The 18,756-nt window shown below is 69.0% G+C and carries 15 protein-coding genes; 7 read left to right on the top strand and 8 right to left on the bottom strand.

The genetic code is table 11. From position 1 onward, the window contains the following. The first annotated feature begins 13 nt into the window (after positions 1-13). The 3 genes from ACIBBH_RS08460 to ACIBBH_RS08450 all read left to right on the top strand — a co-directional run bounded on the left by ACIBBH_RS08460 (position 14) and on the right by ACIBBH_RS08450 (position 3,085). A complete protein-coding gene (locus ACIBBH_RS08460) occupies positions 14-1,051 on the top strand; it encodes an ABC transporter ATP-binding protein (protein ID WP_399403269.1) in 1,038 nt (345 codons plus the stop codon). A gap of 26 nt (positions 1,052-1,077) precedes the next feature. After that, on the top strand, positions 1,078-2,124 hold the full coding sequence (locus ACIBBH_RS08455) for an ABC transporter ATP-binding protein (RefSeq protein WP_399403267.1): 1,047 nt from the start codon (positions 1,078-1,080) through the stop codon (positions 2,122-2,124). Between the two features lie 220 nt (positions 2,125-2,344). Continuing rightward, positions 2,345-3,085, top strand: coding sequence for a class I SAM-dependent methyltransferase (locus tag ACIBBH_RS08450; protein WP_399403265.1), 741 nt, complete (start codon positions 2,345-2,347; stop codon positions 3,083-3,085). On the opposite strand, the gene ACIBBH_RS08445 is transcribed toward ACIBBH_RS08450, so the two are convergent. The 7 genes from ACIBBH_RS08445 to ACIBBH_RS08415 all read right to left on the bottom strand — a co-directional run bounded on the left by ACIBBH_RS08445 (position 3,082) and on the right by ACIBBH_RS08415 (position 14,292). Further along, a complete protein-coding gene (locus ACIBBH_RS08445) occupies positions 3,082-4,224 on the bottom strand; it encodes an ABC transporter ATP-binding protein (protein ID WP_399403263.1) in 1,143 nt (380 codons plus the stop codon). The two genes, ACIBBH_RS08450 and ACIBBH_RS08445, sit on opposite strands and share 4 nt — an antisense overlap. 28 nt (positions 4,225-4,252) lie before the next feature. Beyond that, positions 4,253-5,317 carry an ABC transporter ATP-binding protein gene (locus ACIBBH_RS08440; RefSeq protein ID WP_399403261.1) on the bottom strand — a complete coding sequence of 355 codons (1,065 nt, stop codon included), beginning with the start codon at positions 5,315-5,317 and terminating at the stop codon, positions 4,253-4,255. A 22-nt stretch (positions 5,318-5,339) separates the two neighbouring features. Next, complete coding sequence (locus ACIBBH_RS08435; RefSeq protein ID WP_399403259.1) at positions 5,340-6,320, bottom strand: ABC transporter permease; 981 nt, start codon at positions 6,318-6,320, stop codon at positions 5,340-5,342. Positions 6,321-6,406: 86 nt separating this feature from the next. After that, positions 6,407-8,215: an ABC transporter substrate-binding protein gene (locus ACIBBH_RS08430; protein WP_399403257.1), complete on the bottom strand. Its 1,809-nt coding sequence runs from the start codon at positions 8,213-8,215 to the stop codon at positions 6,407-6,409. 74 nt (positions 8,216-8,289) lie between these two features. Then, positions 8,290-9,324 carry an ABC transporter permease gene (locus tag ACIBBH_RS08425; RefSeq protein WP_399403255.1) on the bottom strand — a complete coding sequence of 345 codons (1,035 nt, stop codon included), beginning with the start codon at positions 9,322-9,324 and terminating at the stop codon, positions 8,290-8,292. A 553-nt stretch (positions 9,325-9,877) separates the two neighbouring features. After that, positions 9,878-11,785, bottom strand: coding sequence for a translational GTPase TypA (typA, locus tag ACIBBH_RS08420; protein ID WP_399403253.1), 1,908 nt, complete (start codon positions 11,783-11,785; stop codon positions 9,878-9,880). A 344-nt stretch (positions 11,786-12,129) separates the two neighbouring features. Beyond that, a complete protein-coding gene (locus tag ACIBBH_RS08415; protein ID WP_399403251.1) occupies positions 12,130-14,292 on the bottom strand; it encodes an ABC transporter family substrate-binding protein in 2,163 nt (720 codons plus the stop codon). Positions 14,293-14,581: 289 nt separating this feature from the next. On the opposite strand from ACIBBH_RS08415, the gene ACIBBH_RS08410 reads away from it, so the two are divergent. The 4 genes from ACIBBH_RS08410 to ACIBBH_RS08395 are packed head-to-tail and all read left to right on the top strand — an operon-like array spanning position 14,582 to position 18,437. Further along, positions 14,582-14,872, top strand: coding sequence for a hypothetical protein (locus ACIBBH_RS08410; RefSeq protein ID WP_399403249.1), 291 nt, complete (start codon positions 14,582-14,584; stop codon positions 14,870-14,872). Between the two features lie 18 nt (positions 14,873-14,890). Next, positions 14,891-15,712: a hypothetical protein gene (locus ACIBBH_RS08405; RefSeq protein WP_399403247.1), complete on the top strand. Its 822-nt coding sequence runs from the start codon at positions 14,891-14,893 to the stop codon at positions 15,710-15,712. 17 nt (positions 15,713-15,729) lie between these two features. Further along, positions 15,730-17,670 (top strand): fumarate reductase/succinate dehydrogenase flavoprotein subunit, encoded by a 1,941-nt coding sequence (locus ACIBBH_RS08400; protein ID WP_399403246.1) that lies wholly within the window; start codon positions 15,730-15,732, stop codon positions 17,668-17,670. Further along, positions 17,667-18,437, top strand: a complete 771-nt coding sequence (locus tag ACIBBH_RS08395; RefSeq protein WP_399403244.1) for a succinate dehydrogenase/fumarate reductase iron-sulfur subunit — start codon at positions 17,667-17,669, stop codon at positions 18,435-18,437. The genes ACIBBH_RS08400 and ACIBBH_RS08395 overlap by 4 nt, the downstream gene beginning before the upstream one ends. Here ACIBBH_RS08395 and ACIBBH_RS08390 read toward each other — a convergent pair. Further along, positions 18,418-18,744 carry a hypothetical protein gene (locus ACIBBH_RS08390; protein ID WP_399403242.1) on the bottom strand — a complete coding sequence of 109 codons (327 nt, stop codon included), beginning with the start codon at positions 18,742-18,744 and terminating at the stop codon, positions 18,418-18,420. The genes ACIBBH_RS08395 and ACIBBH_RS08390 overlap by 20 nt on opposite strands. Positions 18,745-18,756: the final 12 nt, after the last annotated feature.

The raw sequence follows: 18,756 nt of genomic DNA, 5'->3' as shown, positions 1-18,756 counted from the left end.
CTGGAGCGTCCCCGTGACGAGCACCGATCAGCAGCCCTTCCTGTCCGTCAAGGACCTGAAGGTGCACTTCTCGACCGAGGACGGCACCGTCAAGGCCGTCGACGGCCTCTCCTTCGACCTCCTGCGGGGCAAGACCCTGGGCATCGTGGGTGAGTCGGGGTCCGGCAAGTCGGTCACCAACCTGACCATCCTGGGCCTGCACAACCCGGACAGCACCAAGGTCGAGGGCTCCATCGAGCTCGACGGCGAGGAGCTGAACGGGGCCTCGGAGCGCGCGCTAGAGAAGCTCCGCGGCAACAAGATGGCGATGATCTTCCAGGACGCCCTGGCCTCGCTGTCGCCGTACCACACCATCGGCACGCAGATCGGCGAGGTGTACCGCAAGCACACCGGCGCCTCCAAGAAGGAGTCCCGGGCGCGGGCCGTCGAGATGCTCAAGCGGGTCGGCATTCCGCAGCCGGAGATGCGGGTGGACGACTACCCGCACCAGTTCTCCGGCGGTATGCGCCAGCGCGCGATGATCGCCATGGCACTGGTCTGCGACCCCGAGCTGCTGATCGCCGACGAGCCGACGACGGCCCTCGACGTGACCGTGCAGGCGCAGATCATGGACCTGCTCAAGGACCTCCAGCAGGAGTTCGGCACCGCGATCATCTTCATCACCCACGACCTGGGCGTGATCGCCGACATCGCGGACGAGGTCCTGGTGATGTACGGCGGCCGGTGCGTGGAGCGCGGGTCGAAGGAGGAGGTGCTGCGCGCGCCGCAGCACCCCTACACCTGGGGTCTGCTCGGCTCCATGCCGAGCCTGGACGGCCCGGTCGACGTGCCGCTGAACCCGATCCCGGGCTCGCCGCCGTCGCTGCTGAACCCGCCGTCCGGCTGCCGCTTCCACCCGCGCTGCGCCTTCGCCGACAAGGTCGAGGGCAACCGGTGCTCGACGGAGCGCCCGCTGCTGCAGGTCGTGGACGGCCGCGGCAACGCCTGCCACCTGACCGACGACCAGCGCCGCGAGTTCCTCGCCGACCTTGCCGCCAGCAAGGCCCACTGACGTACAAGAGACGGGATTTCACCACCATGAGCAGCACCACTCCCCTCCTGGACGTCTCCGGGCTGACCAAGCACTTCCCGATCAAGGGCGGCTTCCCCATCCGCCGTACGGTCGGCCACGTCCAGGCCGTCGACGGGCTCGACTTCCAGGTATCCGAGGGCGAGAGCCTGGGCCTGGTCGGCGAGTCCGGCTGCGGCAAGTCGACGACGGGCCGGCTGATCACGCGGCTGCTGGAGCCGACGGGCGGCAAGGTTCTGTACCGCGGGCAGGACATCACGCACGCCGGCCGCAAGGACCTGGCTCCGGTCCGGTCCGAGATCCAGATGATCTTCCAGGACCCGTACGCCTCGCTGAACCCGCGGCACACGGTCGGCAAGATCATCTCCGGCCCGATGGAGATCAACGGCATCAACCCGCCCGGCGGCCACGAGAAGCGCGTCCGCGAACTGCTGGAGATCGTGGGTCTCAACCCCGAGCACTACAACCGCTTCCCGCACGAGTTCTCGGGCGGCCAGCGCCAGCGCATCGGGGTGGCCCGCGCGCTGGCCCTGGAGCCGAAGCTGATCGTGGCGGACGAGCCGGTGTCGGCCCTGGACGTCTCGATCCAGGCGCAGGTCGTCAACCTGCTCCAGAAGGTCCAGAAGGAACTCGGCATCGCGTTCGTCTTCATCGCCCACGACCTGGCGATCGTGCGGCACTTCTCGCAGCGCGTGGCCGTCATGTACCTCGGTAAGATCGTGGAGATCGCCGACCGCGAGGACCTGTACGGCAACCCGCGTCACCCCTACACGCGGGCCCTGCTGTCCGCCGTGCCCGAGGCGACGGTGGACGACGCTCCGGCCCGCGAGCGCATCCGGCTCACCGGCGACGTGCCGTCCCCGATCAACCCGCCCTCCGGCTGCCGCTTCCGCACCCGCTGCTGGAAGGCGACGGAGAAGTGCGCGACTCAGGCCCCGCCGCTGGTCCAGGTGGAGGGCAACAAGCCCGGCCACCTCACGGCGTGCCACTACCCCGAGACGGCGGACACGGTTCCGGCCCCCCGTCTCTCCAAGGACCCCGAGGCGGCGGCCTGACACACCCCTTTCCGTCAGCCGCCGCCTGCGGAACGGACTTTCACCGGCCCATTGACCCGAGCCCATGATCGTCCGGTTCCAGGGGACGAAGGCCCGTGCCTCCCCAGGCGCGGGCCTTCGCTGTGTCGTGAAGTCCCTTGCTGTGGTGCGGAGTTCGGTGGTGGGCAGGAAGAGAGCCGAACCGGCCGTGCGTCGCTGCCGCGTGTGACACACTGCCGCGGTGGTCGATCACTCGTTCGCCGATCTCTCGCTCGCCGCGCTGTACGACAGCCTCCACCCGTGGGGGCCGGGTGGCGACTTCCATCTCGGCCTGGTGATGTCCGCAGGCTCTGTGCTGGACGTCGGCTGCGGCACGGGGCAGCTGCTGCGGCGGGCGCGTGCGGAGGGGCACCGGGGGCGGCTCATGGGCCTGGATCCGGCCGCCGCGATGCTCGTCCGGGCATGGGCTTCGGAACCCGGGGTCGAGTGGGTGCTGGGCGATCTGCGGACGCGGCTGTGGGCCGGGGAGTTCGAACTGGTCGTGATGACCGGTCACGCCTTCCAGGCACTCCTCGGCGACGAGGAGGTGCGTACCTGTCTGCGGGCCGTGCGGTCGGCGCTGGCGCCCGGCGGGCGGTTCGTCTTCGATACGCCCAATCCGTTCGCCCGGGCGTGGGAGAGCTGGACGCCGGAACGGGTGCGGAGGGCGACGGGGGCCGACGGCAGGACCGTACGCGTGCGACAGGAGGTGCGGGGCGGTCCCGTCGGGGAGAGGGTGACCTTGACCGAGACCTTCGACAGCGACGGCTGGGACCGGCCCAGGGTCAGTACGTCGACCCTGCGCTTCCTCGGCGTCGAGGCCCTCTCCGGCTTCCTGGCCGAGGCCGGGCTGACGGTCGTGGAGCAGTACGGGGACTGGGGGCGGGGGCCGGTCACCCCCGCCAGTCCGGAGCTCATCACGGTGGCACGGGCCGCCTGTTAGCCCTCCCGGGCCGCCTTCCCCGTCTCCCCCGTCTCCTCCAACGCCGCCAGCGCCGGGTCCAGCACGATGTCCTCGTCCCGGGCCTCCGTCGTGGGCTCCTCCGGGAAGTGGCAGGCCGTCAGGTGACCGGGCCGGTTGCCGGTGATCTGGACCAGCGGTGGCTCCTCCGTCGCGCACGTGTCCTGGGCCTTCCAGCAGCGTGTCCGGAAGCGGCAGCCGGACGGCGGGGAGATCGGGGACGGTACGTCGCCGGCCAGGCGGATGCGCTCGCGGCCGCCCGACTCCTCCTCCGTCAGGTTCACCTCGGGCACCGCTGACAGCAGGGCATGTGTGTAGGGGTGACGGGGGCGGGTGTAGATGGAGTCCCGGTCCCCCACCTCGATGATCTTGCCCAGGTACATCACCGCCACGCGCTGCGAGAAGTGGCGAACGACCGCCAGGTCGTGGGCAATGAACAGGAACGCGATACCCAGCTCCTTCTGGACCTCCTGGAGCAGGTTCACCACCTGGGCCTGGATCGACACGTCCAGGGCCGACACCGGCTCGTCGGCGACGATCAGCTTCGGCTCCAGCGCCAAAGCCCGTGCCACCCCGATCCGTTGACGTTGGCCCCCGCTGAACTCGTGCGGGAAGCGGTTGTAGTGCTCGGGGTTCAGCCCCACGATCTCCAGCAGCTCGCGGACCCGAGTCTCCCTGCCTCCCTCGGGTTCGATCCCGTTGACCTCCATGGGATTGGAGATGATCTTGCCCACCGTCTGGCGGGGGTTCAGGGACGAGTACGGGTCCTGGAAGATCATCTGGATCTCGGAGCGGATCGGCACCAGTTGCCTGCGCGAGGCGTGGCTGATGTCCTGGCCCCGGTACGAGATCGTCCCGCTCGTCGGTTCCAGCAGCCGCGTGATCAGCCGGCCCGTCGTCGACTTGCCGCAGCCCGACTCGCCCACCAGGCCGAAGCTCTCCCCGACCCGCACGGTCAGGTCGATGCCGTCCACGGCCTGGACGTGGCCGACCGTGCGCCGGATCGGGAAGCCGCCCTTGACCGGGAAGTGCTTGGTCAGCGCGGAGACCTCCAGCAGGGGCTCCCCCTCCGCCCCGGTGGCCGACTCGCGCGGGGCGGGAAGGACCAGGTCCTCTTTCATGACGGTGTCCTCCTGTGCCGTAGGAGCCTCAGCCCAACCGGGGCTTGATCTCTTCGATGAAGATGGTCCGCTTCTGTTCCGCCGTGAGGTGGCAGGCCGATGCCCGGTCCGGCCCCAGCGGGGGGCGTTCGTTCACGCAGCGGCCGGCTCCCTGCACGCGGTCCTGGAAGGTGCAGCGGGGGTGGAAGCGGCAGCCGGAGGGTGGGTTCAGCAGCGAGGGCGGCGAGCCGGGGATGGGTGCCAGCGGGGCGTCGATGTCCGAGTCCAGACGGGGCATCGAGTTCAACAACCCCCAGGTGTAGGGGTGTTGAGGGGCGCGCAGCACCTCGTCCACCGTCCCCCGCTCCACCGCGCCGCCCGCGTACATCACCATGATGTCGTCGGCCATGTCGGCGATCACGCCGAGGTCGTGCGTGATGAAGACGATCCCGGAGCCGAACTCCTGCTGCAGGTCCTTCAGGAGGTCCAGGATCTGGGCCTGGACCGTCACGTCCAGCGCCGTCGTCGGCTCGTCCGCGATCAGCAGGTCGGGGTCGCAGACCAGGGCCATGGCGATCATCGCGCGCTGGCGCATGCCGCCGGAGAACTGGTGCGGGTAGTCCTTCGCCCGCTCCTCGGGGTGGGGGATGCCCACCTTGCCGAGCATCTCGACCGCACGGTTCCACGCGGCCCGCTTGGAGGCGCCGGTGTGCTTGCGATACGGCTCGGCGATCTGGCGGCCCACGGTGTAGTACGGGGACAACGCGGTCAGCGGGTCCTGGAAGATCATGGCGACCTTGTTGCCGCGCAGCTTCTCCAGCTCCGATTCGCGGGCCGTGGTCAGTTCCTGCCCGTCGAGCAGGATCTCGCCCTCGACCGTGGTGAACATGGGATTGTGCAGGCCCAGGATCGTCAGGTTGGTCACGGACTTTCCGGACCCGGACTCCCCCACGATCCCCAGCGTCCTGCCGCGTTCGAGGTCGAAGGAGAGCCCGTCGACGGCCCGTACGATGCCGTCCTCGGTCTTGAAGCTGACGTGCAGGTCCCGCACCGAGAGCAGGGTCCCCCCGCCCGCCGGTGAGGGCGCGCCGGCTTCCTTGGTCAGAGTGGTCACGACAGTGCTCCTCTTACCCGGCCTAGGCCAGCCGGACGCGCGGGTCGATATAGGCGTAGGCGGCGTCGACGATGATGTTGAACAGCAGGATCATGGTGGCGGAGAACAGCATCACGCCGAGCAGCAGCGGCAGGTCGCTGAAGAAGACGGCCTGCACCGCGAGGTTGCCGAGCCCCGGCAGGCCGAAGGTGTACTCGGTGATGATCGCGCCGCCGAGCAGGGATCCGAGGTCGATGCCGAAGATGGTGACGATCGGGATCAGCGAGCCGCGCCAGGCGTAGCGGAAGAAGACGTACCGACGGGACATGCCCTTGGCCCGCGCGGTGCGCACGTGCTCCTCCTGGAGCTGTTCGATCATCGAGGAGCGGGCCATACGGGTGTACTGCGCGGCGAAGATCGTGGAGAGGACCACCCAGGGGATGATCAGGCCCGTGAACCAGGTGACGGGGTCCGCGGTGAACTCGTTGTAGGCGGGTTTGTCGAACCAGTGGGTCTGGTAGACGAGGACCGCCAGGGCGAGCGGGCCGAGGAAGTAGATCTGCATCGAACTGAGCACCATCGCGCCCGCGGTGGCCGTCTTGTCGATCAGCGTCCCGCGCCGCCAGGCGGCCAGCAGGCCGGTGCCGAGGCCGACGATGAGGAAGCACACCGCACCGCCGAGGGTGAGCGAGACGGTGGTGGGCAGGCGGTCCGTCAGCGTCCCCCAGACCTGTTCGTTGGTGTGGTACGAGTAGCCGAAGCACGGGGCGGGGCAGGGGCCCTGGGCGAAGTCGCTGCTGCCCATGACGAGGTTGTGCAGGAAGATCCAGTACTGCTCGGGGACGGACTTGTCGAGGCCGAGCACGTGGTGGATGTTGGCCAGGCTGTCCGGATTGCAGGTCTTGCCGCACATCAGCAGCGCCGGGTCGCGCGGCATCCCGAAGAACAGCAGGAACGTGACGATGCTCAGCAGAAAGAGAATGACGACGGCACCGAGGAACCGGCGGACGAGGAAGCGCAGCATGACAGGGGCAGCTCTCTGACGTCGGCTGGCCGGACGGTGCCCGGCGTGCGCCAGGAGGGCGGCACACCGGGTACCGGCGGGGACGGTTACTTGATGTAGAGGCGACGCGGGTCGATGCCGCTGATCACGTCGTCGTAGACGAGGCCGCCGACCTTGGTACCGGCGATCTGGGTCTGCTTGTAGTACGCGGTCGGGACGACGTTGACGACGTCCTTCACGATGTACTGGTCGAGCTTCTCCCACGCGGCCGCCGACTTGGCCGGGTCGGTGATCTTGCTGATGCGGTCGATCTCGCTGTTGATCTTCGGGTCGTTGACCTGCGAGTAGTTCTGCGCACCCTCGGCGATCACGCGGCCGTCGTACAGCGGCGGGATGACGGTCGAGGCGGACGGCCAGTCGGCACCCCACGCGGTGTGGAAGATGTCGTAGTTGTTGTTCAGCTTGGAGACCTGGTCGTAGTAGGTCTCGGCCGGGATCTCCTGGCGCTGGACGTCGAAGCCTGCCTTCTTCAGGCCCGCCGCCATGGCGGTGGAGTACTGCTGGCCCTCGGGGGTGTTGATGTAGCCGAAGGTCAGCTTCATGCCGAGCTTGCCGGCCTTCTTCAGCAGCGCCTTGGCCTTGTCCGGGTCACCGGCGGGCTTCTTCTTCTTGCCCCACGGGTCGAACGAGGGGTCGTAGCCGGAGACGGTCGGGGAGATCAGACCGCCGGCGACCTCCATCGCGTCGGTGCCTCCGAAGGCGCGGACGAACGGTGTGACCGGCAGGGCGTAGGCGATGGCCTCGCGGACCGTCTTGTCCTTCATCGCCGGGTGGCTCATGTTGATGTTCATCTGGCCGACGTACGACTGGTAGCCGGAAACCGTGCGGGACTTGAGCTTCGGGTCGCGCAGGACGTTGGACAGGTTGCCCGCGTCGACCTGGTTGTTGAAGCTGAGGCCGGTCTGGTCGGCGCCGCTGTCCGCCAGCAGGGCCTTGGTGGAGGTCTCGAACTGCTGGTTGAAGGTGAAGGTGAACTGGTTCACGTACTGGTGGCGGAGCGGGTCCGTCTTCGAGTCCCAGTTGGTGTTCTTCACCAGCACCATCGACTTGCCGGACTTGAACGACCGGACCTTGTACGGTCCGGTCGCCAGCGGCGCCTTGTCGTACTTCTCCTTGGTGTCGCCCTTCTCGGAGACCACCGAGTAGCCCGCCATGGCCAGCGCGTACGGCAGGTCGGGGTGCGGGGTCTTGAAGTGGAAGACGATGGTCTTCTCGTCCGGCGTCCGAAGGACGCTGTTCGGCAGGTGCTTGCCCTTGTAGGGGCCGTCCTTGAGGAGCTTGCGGTAGTCGGCGCCCGCGGTGTCGGCCAGCCACTGCTGGACGTAGGCGGGGCCCTGGTTGATGAAGGGGGCGAAGAGCCGCTCGATGGTGTGCCGGACGTCCTTGGACGTGATCGGGGTGCCGTCCTGGAACTTGATGCCGTCCTTGAGCGTGTACTTCCAGGTCCTGCCGCCGTCCGTGGTGGTGCCGGAGTCGGTGGCGAGGTCGCCGACCACCTCGTGCTTGCTGCCGTCGTTGCTGGTGGCCTTGTAGCCGGTGAGCCCTCTGTGGATCAGCTGCGAGAGCGACATCTCGTCGGAGACGTAGATCTGGCCCGGGTCGAGGTGGGCGTAGGTGTCGCGCTGCAGGACTTCCATGGTGCCGCCGGGCTTGGCGCCGGGGACGTCGGCCGCGGGGCCGGTGGAGTCGGCCGCGTCGCCGAACTTGATCGACGCCTGCTGGCGTTTGGCGTCCTGCTGGTCCTTCTTGTCGTTGGTGCCGTTGTCGCTGCCGCCCTTGCTGCAACCGGTGAGCACAAGAGCTCCGGCCGCGAGCACGGAGAGTGCCCCGTAGAGATGGCGTCCGCCCCTACTCATCACTGAAGTTTCCCACCCATCTGTGTGTCACCAGTGCGGAAGAAGTGCGTGCGAAGAGAACTGCAACTGCCTGGTCAGCGCGCGGTCTTGGGGTCGAAGGCGTCTCTGACCGAGTCCCCGAGCAGGTTGAACGCGACGATGAAGACGATCATCGAGATGCCGGGGAAGAACATGTACGTGATGTCGTTCTGCATCACGAGTTCGGTGGACGCCTTGGAGAACATCTGCCCCCAGTCCGGCGTCGGTTCGACGATGCCCACGCCCAGGTAGGACAGACCGGCCTCGGCGGTCACGAAGGCGGGCAGCAGGTACGTCGACTGCACCAGGAGCGGTGTGACGACGTTGGGCAGGATCTCCTTGCGGGTGATCCGCCACGGGGAGGCGCCGCTGACCTTGGCCGCCTCGATGAACTCCCGCTCCCGCAGGGCGAGTGAGGTGCCGCGCAGGATGCGGGCGAGGCTCATCCAGCCCAGGAACCACTGGACGAGGATGAGGGCGACCACCCGCACGTAAGTCGGGGTCTCGTCGCGGGGACTGACGAACAGTGAGACCACGACGGGCATGCTGGCGATGAAGAACAGCTGGGCCGGGAAGGCGAGCAGGAAGTCGATGACCCGGCCGATGGCGTAGTCGGTCCTGCCGCCGAGGTAGCCGGCCGCGACGCCGAGCAGGATGCCGGTGACGACGACCGCGATGGTGACCGCGACCGAGATCATCAGCGAGGTGCGGATGCCGTAGAGGAGCTTGGTGAAGACGTCGTAGCCGTTGCCCGGTTCGAGGCCGAACCAGAACTCGCCGCTGATACCGCCGTTGGGCTGCACCGGCACACCCGCGCTGTCGAAGAGCTCGGGGCGTTCGTCCGCGTACACCGTGTACGGATCCTTGCCGTACAGCTTGGAGATCAGCGGGGCGAGCAGCCCGATCAGGAAGAAGAAGCCCACGACGTAGGCCGAGACGACGCCTGTCCGGTCGCGCTTGAAGCGGATCCACATCAGCTGGCCGGGAGACCGGCCCTCGAGCTTGGCGACCTCGGGTCTCGTCTGCGGCCCTGATGCGCCGTCGACGACGACCGACGTCCCGCCGCCCTCAGTGTCGATAGGACTTGTCACGGTTCGTCCGTTTCACAGGTATGGGTGTGTGAGGGTCCGGGCACTCCGAGCAGCGCGAAACCGCAGTCGGACGCGCGTAGTTGAACGGCCCACCTGAGTGGCCGGCCGGATCCTCAGAGCCGCGGGGCCCACCTGGCGTACTCGACACCGCACATAGGGTTCCTCCTCATGACGTCACGCGTTCACCGACAGGAGGGGTTTCCGTCCGCCCTCCGACACCCCTGACGGAGGGTCAGGCACCCCCTGGTGCTCGTGAGTCGGCGCTGCCCCCACAGCGCGAGACCCATTGACCCGAGCGCTACGCGGCTAACTATCTGCCATGAGCCAGGTGTCGACCACCGTCTTTAAATCTCAATTCAGTCACAGCTGAGGCGTACACCTTCCAGAAATTGGACAAACCATCGAGCGGGAGAAGGCCGCGAAACGGACGTGTTCCATGGGTATCGGGCGCGGATCTCCGGATTCCGGACAGGGGTCGCTCGAAAATGGGTTGCAAAAAACCCGGGCACCCCTCATGGGGGCACCCGGGCTCAGGCTGTGCGCGAGCTGCGCGTCAGCTGTGCTTGGCGCGGCTGGCGGCGCGGGCGCGCTCACGCTGGTCGAGGTTGACCTTGCGGATGCGGACCGCCTCCGGGGTCACCTCGACGCACTCGTCGTCGCGGCAGAACTCCAGCGACTGCTCCAGGGAGAGCTTGCGCGGCGGCACGATCGACTCGGCCACGTCGGCCGTCGAGGACCGCATGTTGGTGAGCTTCTTCTCCTTGGTGATGTTGACGTCCATGTCGTCGGAGCGGGAGTTCTCACCGACGATCATGCCCTCGTACACCTCGGTGCCCGGCTCCACGAACAGCACGCCGCGCTCCTGGAGGTTCGTCATCGCGAACGCGGTGACGGCACCGGCGCGGTCGGCGACCAGCGAGCCGTTGTTGCGGGTCTGCAGCGGGCCGAACCAGGGCTCGAAGCCCTCGTGGATGGAGTGGGCGATACCCGTGCCGCGGGTGCTGGTGAGGAACTCGGTACGGAAGCCGATGAGACCGCGCGAGGGGACCACGAACTCCATGCGGACCCAGCCCGAGCCGTGGTTGGACATGTTGTCCATCCGGCCCTTGCGCACGCCCATGAGCTGCGTGACCGCGCCCATGTGCTCCTCGGGCACGTCGATCGTCATGCGCTCGACCGGCTCGTACGTCTTGCCGTCGACGTCCTTGGTGACGACCTGCGGCTTGCCGACCGTGAGCTCGTAGCCCTCCCGGCGCATGGTCTCCACCAGGATGGCGAGCGCGAGCTCACCACGGCCCTGGACCTCCCAGGCGTCCGGACGCTCGGTGTCGAGCACGCGGAGGGAGACATTGCCGATCAGCTCGCGGTCGAGGCGGTCCTTGACCTGGCGGGCGGTGACCTTGCGGTCCTTGACGGCCGCCTTCGCGTCGGCGCCCTTGCCGGTGCCGCCACGGCCGACCAGCGGCGAGGTGTTGGTGCCGATGGTCATGGAGATCGCGGGCTCGTCGACCGTGATCAGCGGCAGCGGGATGGGGTTCTCGGTGTCCGCGAGGGTCTCGCCGATCATGATGTCCGGGATGCCGGCGACGGCGCAGATGTCACCCGGGCCGGCCTTCTCGGCGGGCTTGCGGGTGAGGGCCTCGGTCATCATCAGTTCGCTGATGCGGACGTTGCTGATGGACCCGTCGCGCTTGATCCAGGCGACGGTCTGCCCCTTCCTGAGCTCGCCCTGCTCCACGCGGAGCAGCGCGATACGGCCGAGGAAGTTGTCGGCATCCAGGTTGGTGACGTGGGCCTGCAGCGGGGCGGCCTCGTCGTAGGTGGGGGCGGGGATGTGCGCCAGGATCGTGGAGAAGAACGGCTCCAGGCTGGTGGAGTCGCCCGGGACGGTCCCGTCCTCCGGCTTGGTCAGGGACGCGATGCCGTCACGGCCGCAGGCGTAGACGATCGGGAACTCGATCTGCTCCTCGTCCGCGTCCAGGTCGAGGAAGAGGTCGTAGGTCTCGTTGACGACCTCGTCGATACGGGCGTCCGGGCGGTCCGTCTTGTTGATGCACAGGATGACGGGGAGGCGGGCCTGGAGGGCCTTGCGGAGCACGAAGCGGGTCTGCGGCAGCGGCCCCTCGGAGGCGTCGACCAGCAGAACCACACCGTCGACCATCGACAGACCGCGCTCGACCTCGCCGCCGAAGTCTGCGTGGCCGGGGGTGTCGATGATGTTGATGGTGATGAGGTCCCCGCCGTCCTTGGGGTGGTACTTCACCGCCGTGTTCTTGGCGAGGATCGTGATGCCCTTCTCACGCTCCAGGTCGTTGGAGTCCATGACGCGGTCGTCGACCTGGTCGAGCTGGTGCGCGGCGAAGGCACCGGCCTGCTTGAGCATGGCGTCGACGATGGTGGTCTTGCCGTGGTCTACGTGGGCGACGATGGCGACGTTGCGGATGTCGTGGCGCGTGGCCATATTGCGGCGTACTCCCGGAGTGTGAGGAATGCCCTGCGCGGACGTCTGTGTTGCGCGGGCCCTGCCGGGCTGGACACGCCACGGCCTCACCCCATGGTACGGGGCCCGCCGGGAGTTCGGCGTCTTGGGTACGTCGGTGCAGGTCAGGCCTGCTTTTTCGGGTCCGGGCCGGTGCTGGGGCGGGCGCCCCGCGCCGCGGGGCGCCCGCCCCACTCTCGGCTTCGCTCGAGCGGGGGGGGACCCCATCGCCCACCCGTGCCGCCGGGGGTCCCCCAGGCCCGTGAGGCACTGGAGGAGGCACGACTGCCCGCAGCGGCGCGGCCCCGGCAGGCTGCCGGCGGCTACTAGGACGACGGGCTGGTCGACGGCTTCGCGCCCTTCTTCAGGAAGCCCATGTCCTCGTAGACCGGGGTCTGGAAGCCGAAGGCGCCCGCGTTGGCCAGGTTTTTCCGGGCGGCGGTGAGCTGGGGGCGCTGGTAGAGGGGGATGGAGGCGGCGGCGGCCCAGATGCGGGAGTCGGCCTTGCGGATCAGGTCGCGGGACTCGTCCTCGTCGAGGGTGGCCGCGGCCTCGTCGAAGAGCTGGTCGACCTGGTCGGTGCCGACGCGGGTGTAGTTCTGCTCGACGTTGAGGGAGCCGTCGGCGGCCGGGACCGGCTTGGCGTAGACCGGGCGGGCGTCGGTGGCGGGGAAGGGGGAGGACGGCCAGGAGTACAGGGCGAGGTCGTACTGGCCGGATGCGATGTGGTCCTTGAAGTAGCTCTCGTCCGAGACCGTGGTGATGTCGGTGCGGATGCCGACCTTCTGGAGCATGCCGGAGATCCGGTCGGCGACCGCGCGCAGGGTCTGGGAGCCGGGGCCGGAGGGGAGTACGAAGCGCAGGATCAGCGCCTTGCCGTCCTTGGCGAGCGCTCCGGCCGCGGCGCCCGCCGGGGCGGCGGTGCCCCGGGGAGCGTACGCGCCGGGGGCACCGCCCTGCTTGCCGGTGTGCTGCCTGCCCTCCTGCGCGAGGTGTTTGCCGCCCTCGTCGTTCTTCGTGTGGTCCTGGTGGTCCCGGGCGTCCTTGTTGTCCTCGCCGACGATGTACGTGCCGTCGTCGCCGCCCGCCGACTCGTCACCCTTCTTCCGCTCGGGGCCGGCCGCCTTCTCGCCCTTCTTCTGCTCCTTGACCGGCCCGCCGGCCACCCACCCGGCGTCCGCGAGCAGCGCCTTCGCCTCGGCGGTGTCCTGGCCGCCGAGGGCGCCGCTGCTGTCGGCGTAGGCGGCCTGCCCGGACAGGGCGAGGTGGCTGCCGACCGGGACGGCGGGCAGGCCGAGGGGGGTGAGGACGACCTTGGCGAGTTCCGCGCGGTCGAGGGCGCGGGCGACGGCGCGGCGGACCCGCTCGTCGGCGAGGGGGCCCTCGGAGCCGTTGAGGGCGAGCTGGGTGTAGGCGGGCTCCAGGGACTTGCGGACCTCGTAGCCGCGCAGGTCCTGCTGCTGGCGGAGGTAGGTGGTGATGGCGTTGCGCAGCTTCTTCTGGCCGGCGTGGACGTCGTCGGAGTCGAAGCCGTGCGCGAGGGCCCAGGCCCGCAGCTTCTTGGCGGAGGTGCGCCCGGATCCCTGCAGCGGCGTGCCCGTGCCCTTCTCGCGGGTGGCGAGGTTGATGCGCCCGGCCTCGGAGGCGTCGACGTCGGCAAGGTTCACCGTGCCGTCGGCGAGCGCGGCGGCCCGCTGGTCGCGGGGTACGGCGTGCAGCACGATCTCGGACAGCTTGGCGGGGTGGCCCCACCAGCGCGGATTGCGGGTGAGGACGACGTCCTTGGCGGCGGTGTCGACCTTCTGGACCTTGAAGGGGCCGGCGGTGACCCTGAGCTTGCGGCGGGCGCCGTCGTTGAAGGCGTCGGGGGTGCCCATGACGTCCTTCGGGTACAGCGGGGAGAACAGCGACTTCCAGTCGGCGTAGGGGCGGCTGAAAGTGACCCGGACCTCCAGGTCGTTGGCGCCGCGTTCGATCTTGGCGATGCGGTCGTAGCCGGCGTTGCGGGCCGTCCAGTAGGCGGCGTCCTTGCCGGAGAGGGCACGCCACTGGGCGGCGAAGTCGGCGGCGCCGATCTCCCGGCCGTCGCTCCAGACGGCCTGCTGGTTCAGCTTGTACAGAACGACCTGGCGGGGCTCGGTCTCGACGACCTTGGCGGAGTCCAGGTAGTCGGGGTTGCGCACCGGGCGGCCGGCGGCGTCGAGACGGAACATCGACGGCAGGACGGCCTGGGCGACCCGGGTGGTGCCGGTGTCGGCGTCGGCCTGGAAGGTGTTCAGGGTCTCCGGTACCTCGTCCACGGCCCAGCGCAGGGTGCCGCCGTCGGCGACCTGGGCGCGGGCGGCGGAGGCGATGTCCTGTGCGGCCAGCGGGGTGCTCGCCTCGTCGTCGGAGCCGCAGCCGGTGAGGACGGGTACCGCGAGCGCGCCCGCGGTGAGGAAGGCTACCGAGCGCATGACCGCGCGCAGTCCGACGCCGTCGTGGGACATCTCTGCTTACCTCCGGGGAGCCGCGGGCGTTATGATCACGTTTGGCGGTATATGGAGCTGATCAGATCTATGCGGCTACTGAAGAGGAAAGGATCCGGCTACACCGGGCGACACGGCGGCGACGAAAAGTAAGCCCACCCGTGCGGCGCAACACATCCGGAGATGCACCCACGCGACTCCGCCAATCGATGCACATGCCTTCACAGCAACAGGTGTGACGCGCAACACTCGCAGGCGCATGAACGTTGCCGCCCAGGGCCCGCAGAACCAGCGGAAGTGAGGGCAAGTCATGTCCGTACACGATGAACTGACATCGGTCCAGCGCTGTCTCGACGACCTGTACCGGTCGCTGGGTCGCCTGGAGAAGCAGCTCGGCAGCGGTGGCCTCGAGATGCGCCGGATCCGGATGGACGCCGACCATCTGCGCGAGAGCGTGGCACTGCTGCGGGAGGCGGCCGCCGCCCCGGCCGCCTCGCACCGGCCCGACCTCGTCACCATCTCCGACACGCCGTACGACATGAGCCTGTGGACGGACTCGGACGACGAGGGTCTGGGCGCCCGCGACCGGCACGCCCCCTGAACCGACCGGAGTCATCCCTTGGCCACTGGTACGGAATCCCATTCGAACAGCGGCGGTGTACGAACGGGTACGCGCGCCGCGATCGCCGCCCCGCACCTGCGGACCGACCGCTGGTGGCTGGCCCCTGCCGTCACCGCGGCCGGCCTGCTGGCGTTCGTCGTCTACTCGGCCTGGCGGGGGTTCACCAACGCCGACTACTACGCGGCGCCGTACGTCTCGCCGTTCTACTCGCCGTGCCTGGCGGAGAACTGCCGGGCCATGCGCGCGGGCCCGAACGCCGACGTCTTCGGAAGCTGGTGGGGCATCTCCCCCGCGATCATCATCCTGGTCTTCCCGCTCGGCTTCCGCCTGACCTGCTACTACTACCGCAAGGCGTACTACCGCAGCTTCTGGGCGTCCCCGCCGGCCTGCGCGGTGGCCGAGCCGCACCGGAAGTACACCGGCGAGACCCGCTTCCCGCTGGTCCTGCAGAACGTCCACCGGTACTTCTTCTACGCCGCCGTGCTCGTCGCCGGGGTGCTCACCTACGACACCGTGCTGGCCTTCCGCGACACGCACTACCGCTGGGGCCACATGGGTCTGGGCACGCTGGTGTTTCTGGCCAACATCGTCCTGATCTGGGCGTACACCCTGTCCTGCCACTCCTGCCGGCACATCGTCGGCGGCAAGCTGAAGCACTTCTCCAAGCACCCCGTGCGCTACCGGATGTGGCAGTGGATCGGGCGGCTGAACGCCCAGCACATGCTGCTGGCCTGGGCGTCCCTGGTGAGCGTGGCGCTCGCCGACTTCTACGTGTACCTGGTCGCGTCCGGTGTCTTCGACGATCCGCGCTTCTTCTAGATGAGTGGGGCTTTGTGATGTCCGTGGTCGACCGTCAGGAGTGGGACGTCGTCGTGGTGGGCGCCGGCGGCGCCGGGCTGCGGGCCGCCATCGAGGCGCGGGAGCGGGGCGCCCGTACGGCGGTGATCTGCAAGTCGCTGTTCGGCAAGGCGCACACGGTGATGGCCGAGGGCGGCATCGCGGCGGCGATGGCCAACGCCAACGAGCACGACAACTGGCAGGTCCATTTCCGCGACACCATGCGCGGCGGCAAGTTCCTCAACCAGTGGCGGATGGCGGAGCTGCACGCCCAGGAGGCCCCGGACCGGGTGTGGGAGCTGGAGACCTGGGGCGCGCTGTTCGACCGTACGAAGGACGGCCGGATCTCGCAGCGCAACTTCGGCGGCCACGAGTACCCGCGCCTGGCCCATGTCGGCGACCGCACGGGCCTTGAGCTGATCCGCACGCTCCAGCAGAAGATCGTCGCGCTCCAGCAGGAGGACCACCGCGAGACCGGGGACTACGAGTCCCGGCTCAAGGTCTTCCAGGAGTGCACCGTCACCCGTGTCCTCACGAACGGCGACCGGGTCTCCGGGGTCTTCGGCTACGAGCGCGAGTCCGGCCGCTTCTTCGTCCTCGAGGCCCCCGCCGTCGTGATCGCGACGGGCGGGATCGGCAAGTCGTTCAAGGTGACGTCGAACTCGTGGGAGTACACCGGCGACGGGCACGCGCTGGCGCTGCTGGCGGGGGCGCCGCTGCTGAACATGGAGTTCGTGCAGTTCCACCCGACGGGCATGGTCTGGCCGCCGTCGGTCAAGGGCATCCTCGTCACGGAGTCCGTCCGCGGCGACGGCGGGGTGCTCAGGAACTCCGAGGGCAAGCGGTTCATGTTCGACTACATCCCGGACGTCTTCAAGGAGAAGTACGCCGAGTCGGAGGACGAGGCCGACCGCTGGTACGAGGACCCGGACAACAACCGGCGTCCCCCGGAGCTCCTCCCCCGCGACGAGGTCGCCCGGGCGATCAACTCCGAGGTGAAGGCGGGCCGCGGCTCACCGCACGGCGGTGTCTTCCTGGACGTGTCGACGCGGATGCCGGCGGAGGTGATCCGCCGGCGGCTGCCCTCCATGTACCACCAGTTCAAGGAGCTGGCCGATGTCGACATCACGGCGGAGGCGATGGAGGTCGGGCCGACCTGCCACTACGTGATGGGCGGCATCGCGGTCGACTCCGACACGGCCGCCGCGCGCGGGGTGCCCGGGCTGTACGCGGCCGGGGAGGTCGCGGGCGGCATGCACGGCTCCAACCGGCTGGGCGGCAACTCGCTCTCCGACCTGCTGGTGTTCGGACGCCGGGCGGGCTGGCACGCGGCCGAGTACGCGCGGGGGCGGGCGTCCGGACGCCCGCCCGTGGACGACGCCCAGGTCGACCGGGCGGCGGCGGAGGCGCTGCGGCCCTTCTCGGCCGAGGCGGAGACCGGGGAACCGGCCGGCGGCCCGCCGGAGAACCCGTACACCCTGCACCAGGAACTCCAGCAGACCATGAACGACCTGGTCGGCATCATCCGCCGGGAGGGCGAGATGGCGCAGGCGCTGAAGAAGCTCGCGGAGCTGCGGGTACGGGCGCGGCGGGCCGGGGTGGAGGGGCACCGGCAGTTCAACCCGGGCTGGCACCTCGCCCTGGACCTCAGGAACATGCTGCTGGTCAGCGAGTGCGTGGCGCGGGCGGCGCTGGAGCGCACCGAGTCGCGCGGCGGGCACACCCGCGAGGACTTCCCGTCGATGGAGCGCGACTGGCGCCGGGTCAACCTGTTGTGCCGGCTCACCGACCCCACGGGCGGACTGGCGGCGGCGGACCCGGTCCGCGGCCAGATCGAGCTCGTACGGGAGACCACCGAACCCATCCGTCCCGACCTGCTCGCCCTCTTCGAGAAGGAGGAGCTGGTCAAGTACCTCGCCGAAGAGGAGCTCTACGAGTGAGCAGCTACGAGGCCCGCTTCAAGGTGTGGCGGGGTGATACGGGGGGCGGCGGCCTGGAGGACTTCAAGGTCGAGGTCAACGACGGCGAGGTGGTGCTCGACATCATCCACCGCCTCCAGGCCACCCAGGCGCCGGATCTCGCGGTGCGCTGGAACTGCAAGGCGGGCAAGTGCGGTTCGTGCTCCGCGGAGATCAACGGGCGGCCCCGGCTGATGTGCATGACGCGCATGTCGGTGTTCGACCGCGAGGAGACGATCACCGTGACCCCGCTGCGGGCCTTCCCGGTGATCCGGGACCTGGTGACGGACGTCGGCTTCAACTACCAGAAGGCCAGGGAGGTCCCGGCCTTCGTGCCGCCCGCCGGTCTCGCGCCGGGCGAGTACCGCATGATGCAGGAGGACGTGGACCGGTCGCAGGAGTTCCGCAAGTGCATCGAGTGCTTCCTGTGCCAGGACACCTGCCATGTGGTCCGTGACCACGAGGAGAACAAGACGGCGTTCGCCGGCCCGCGCTTCCTGATGCGCATCGCCGAACTGGACATGCACCCCCTGGACGCCGCCGCCGAGACCGGCCTGGACCGCAAGCGCACGGCCCAGGACGAACACGGGCTCGGCTACTGCAACATCACCAAGTGCTGCACGGAGGTCTGCCCCGAGGGCATCAGGATCACGGACAACGCGCTGATCCCGCTGAAGGAACGCGCCGCCGACCGCAAGTACGACCCGTTGGTGTGGCTGGGGTCGAAGATCAGGAGGCGGAGTTCGTAGGGGGCGGTCCGGGGGTACGGCCGGGACGCTTGGCCAGCATCTGCAGGCCGAGGCTCCCCGTGAACACGAACCAGCCGATGAGCGGGAGCACATCGAGCCTGGCGGGAAACACGCCGAGGAACATCCACAGGGCTGCCCCGGCCGCGCCGAGCAGTTGGCCGTACCCCCACAGCCTCGGCCGCAGGATGCGGTGCCGGGCCGGCGGCAGCACCCAGCCGGTCGTGATGCCCGCGATGCCGAACCCCGCCATCAGCGCCACGACCAGCGCGCCCGCGACCACCACGTACATGTGCATGACGATCAGCATGGCACTTCTGTA

It is taken from the genome of Streptomyces sp. NPDC051636 (genome assembly GCF_044453765.1).
Taxonomy (GTDB): domain Bacteria; phylum Actinomycetota; class Actinomycetes; order Streptomycetales; family Streptomycetaceae; genus Streptomyces.
Note: the sequence above shows the minus strand (reverse complement) of the source record. Positions and strands in the feature narration are given on the sequence as shown.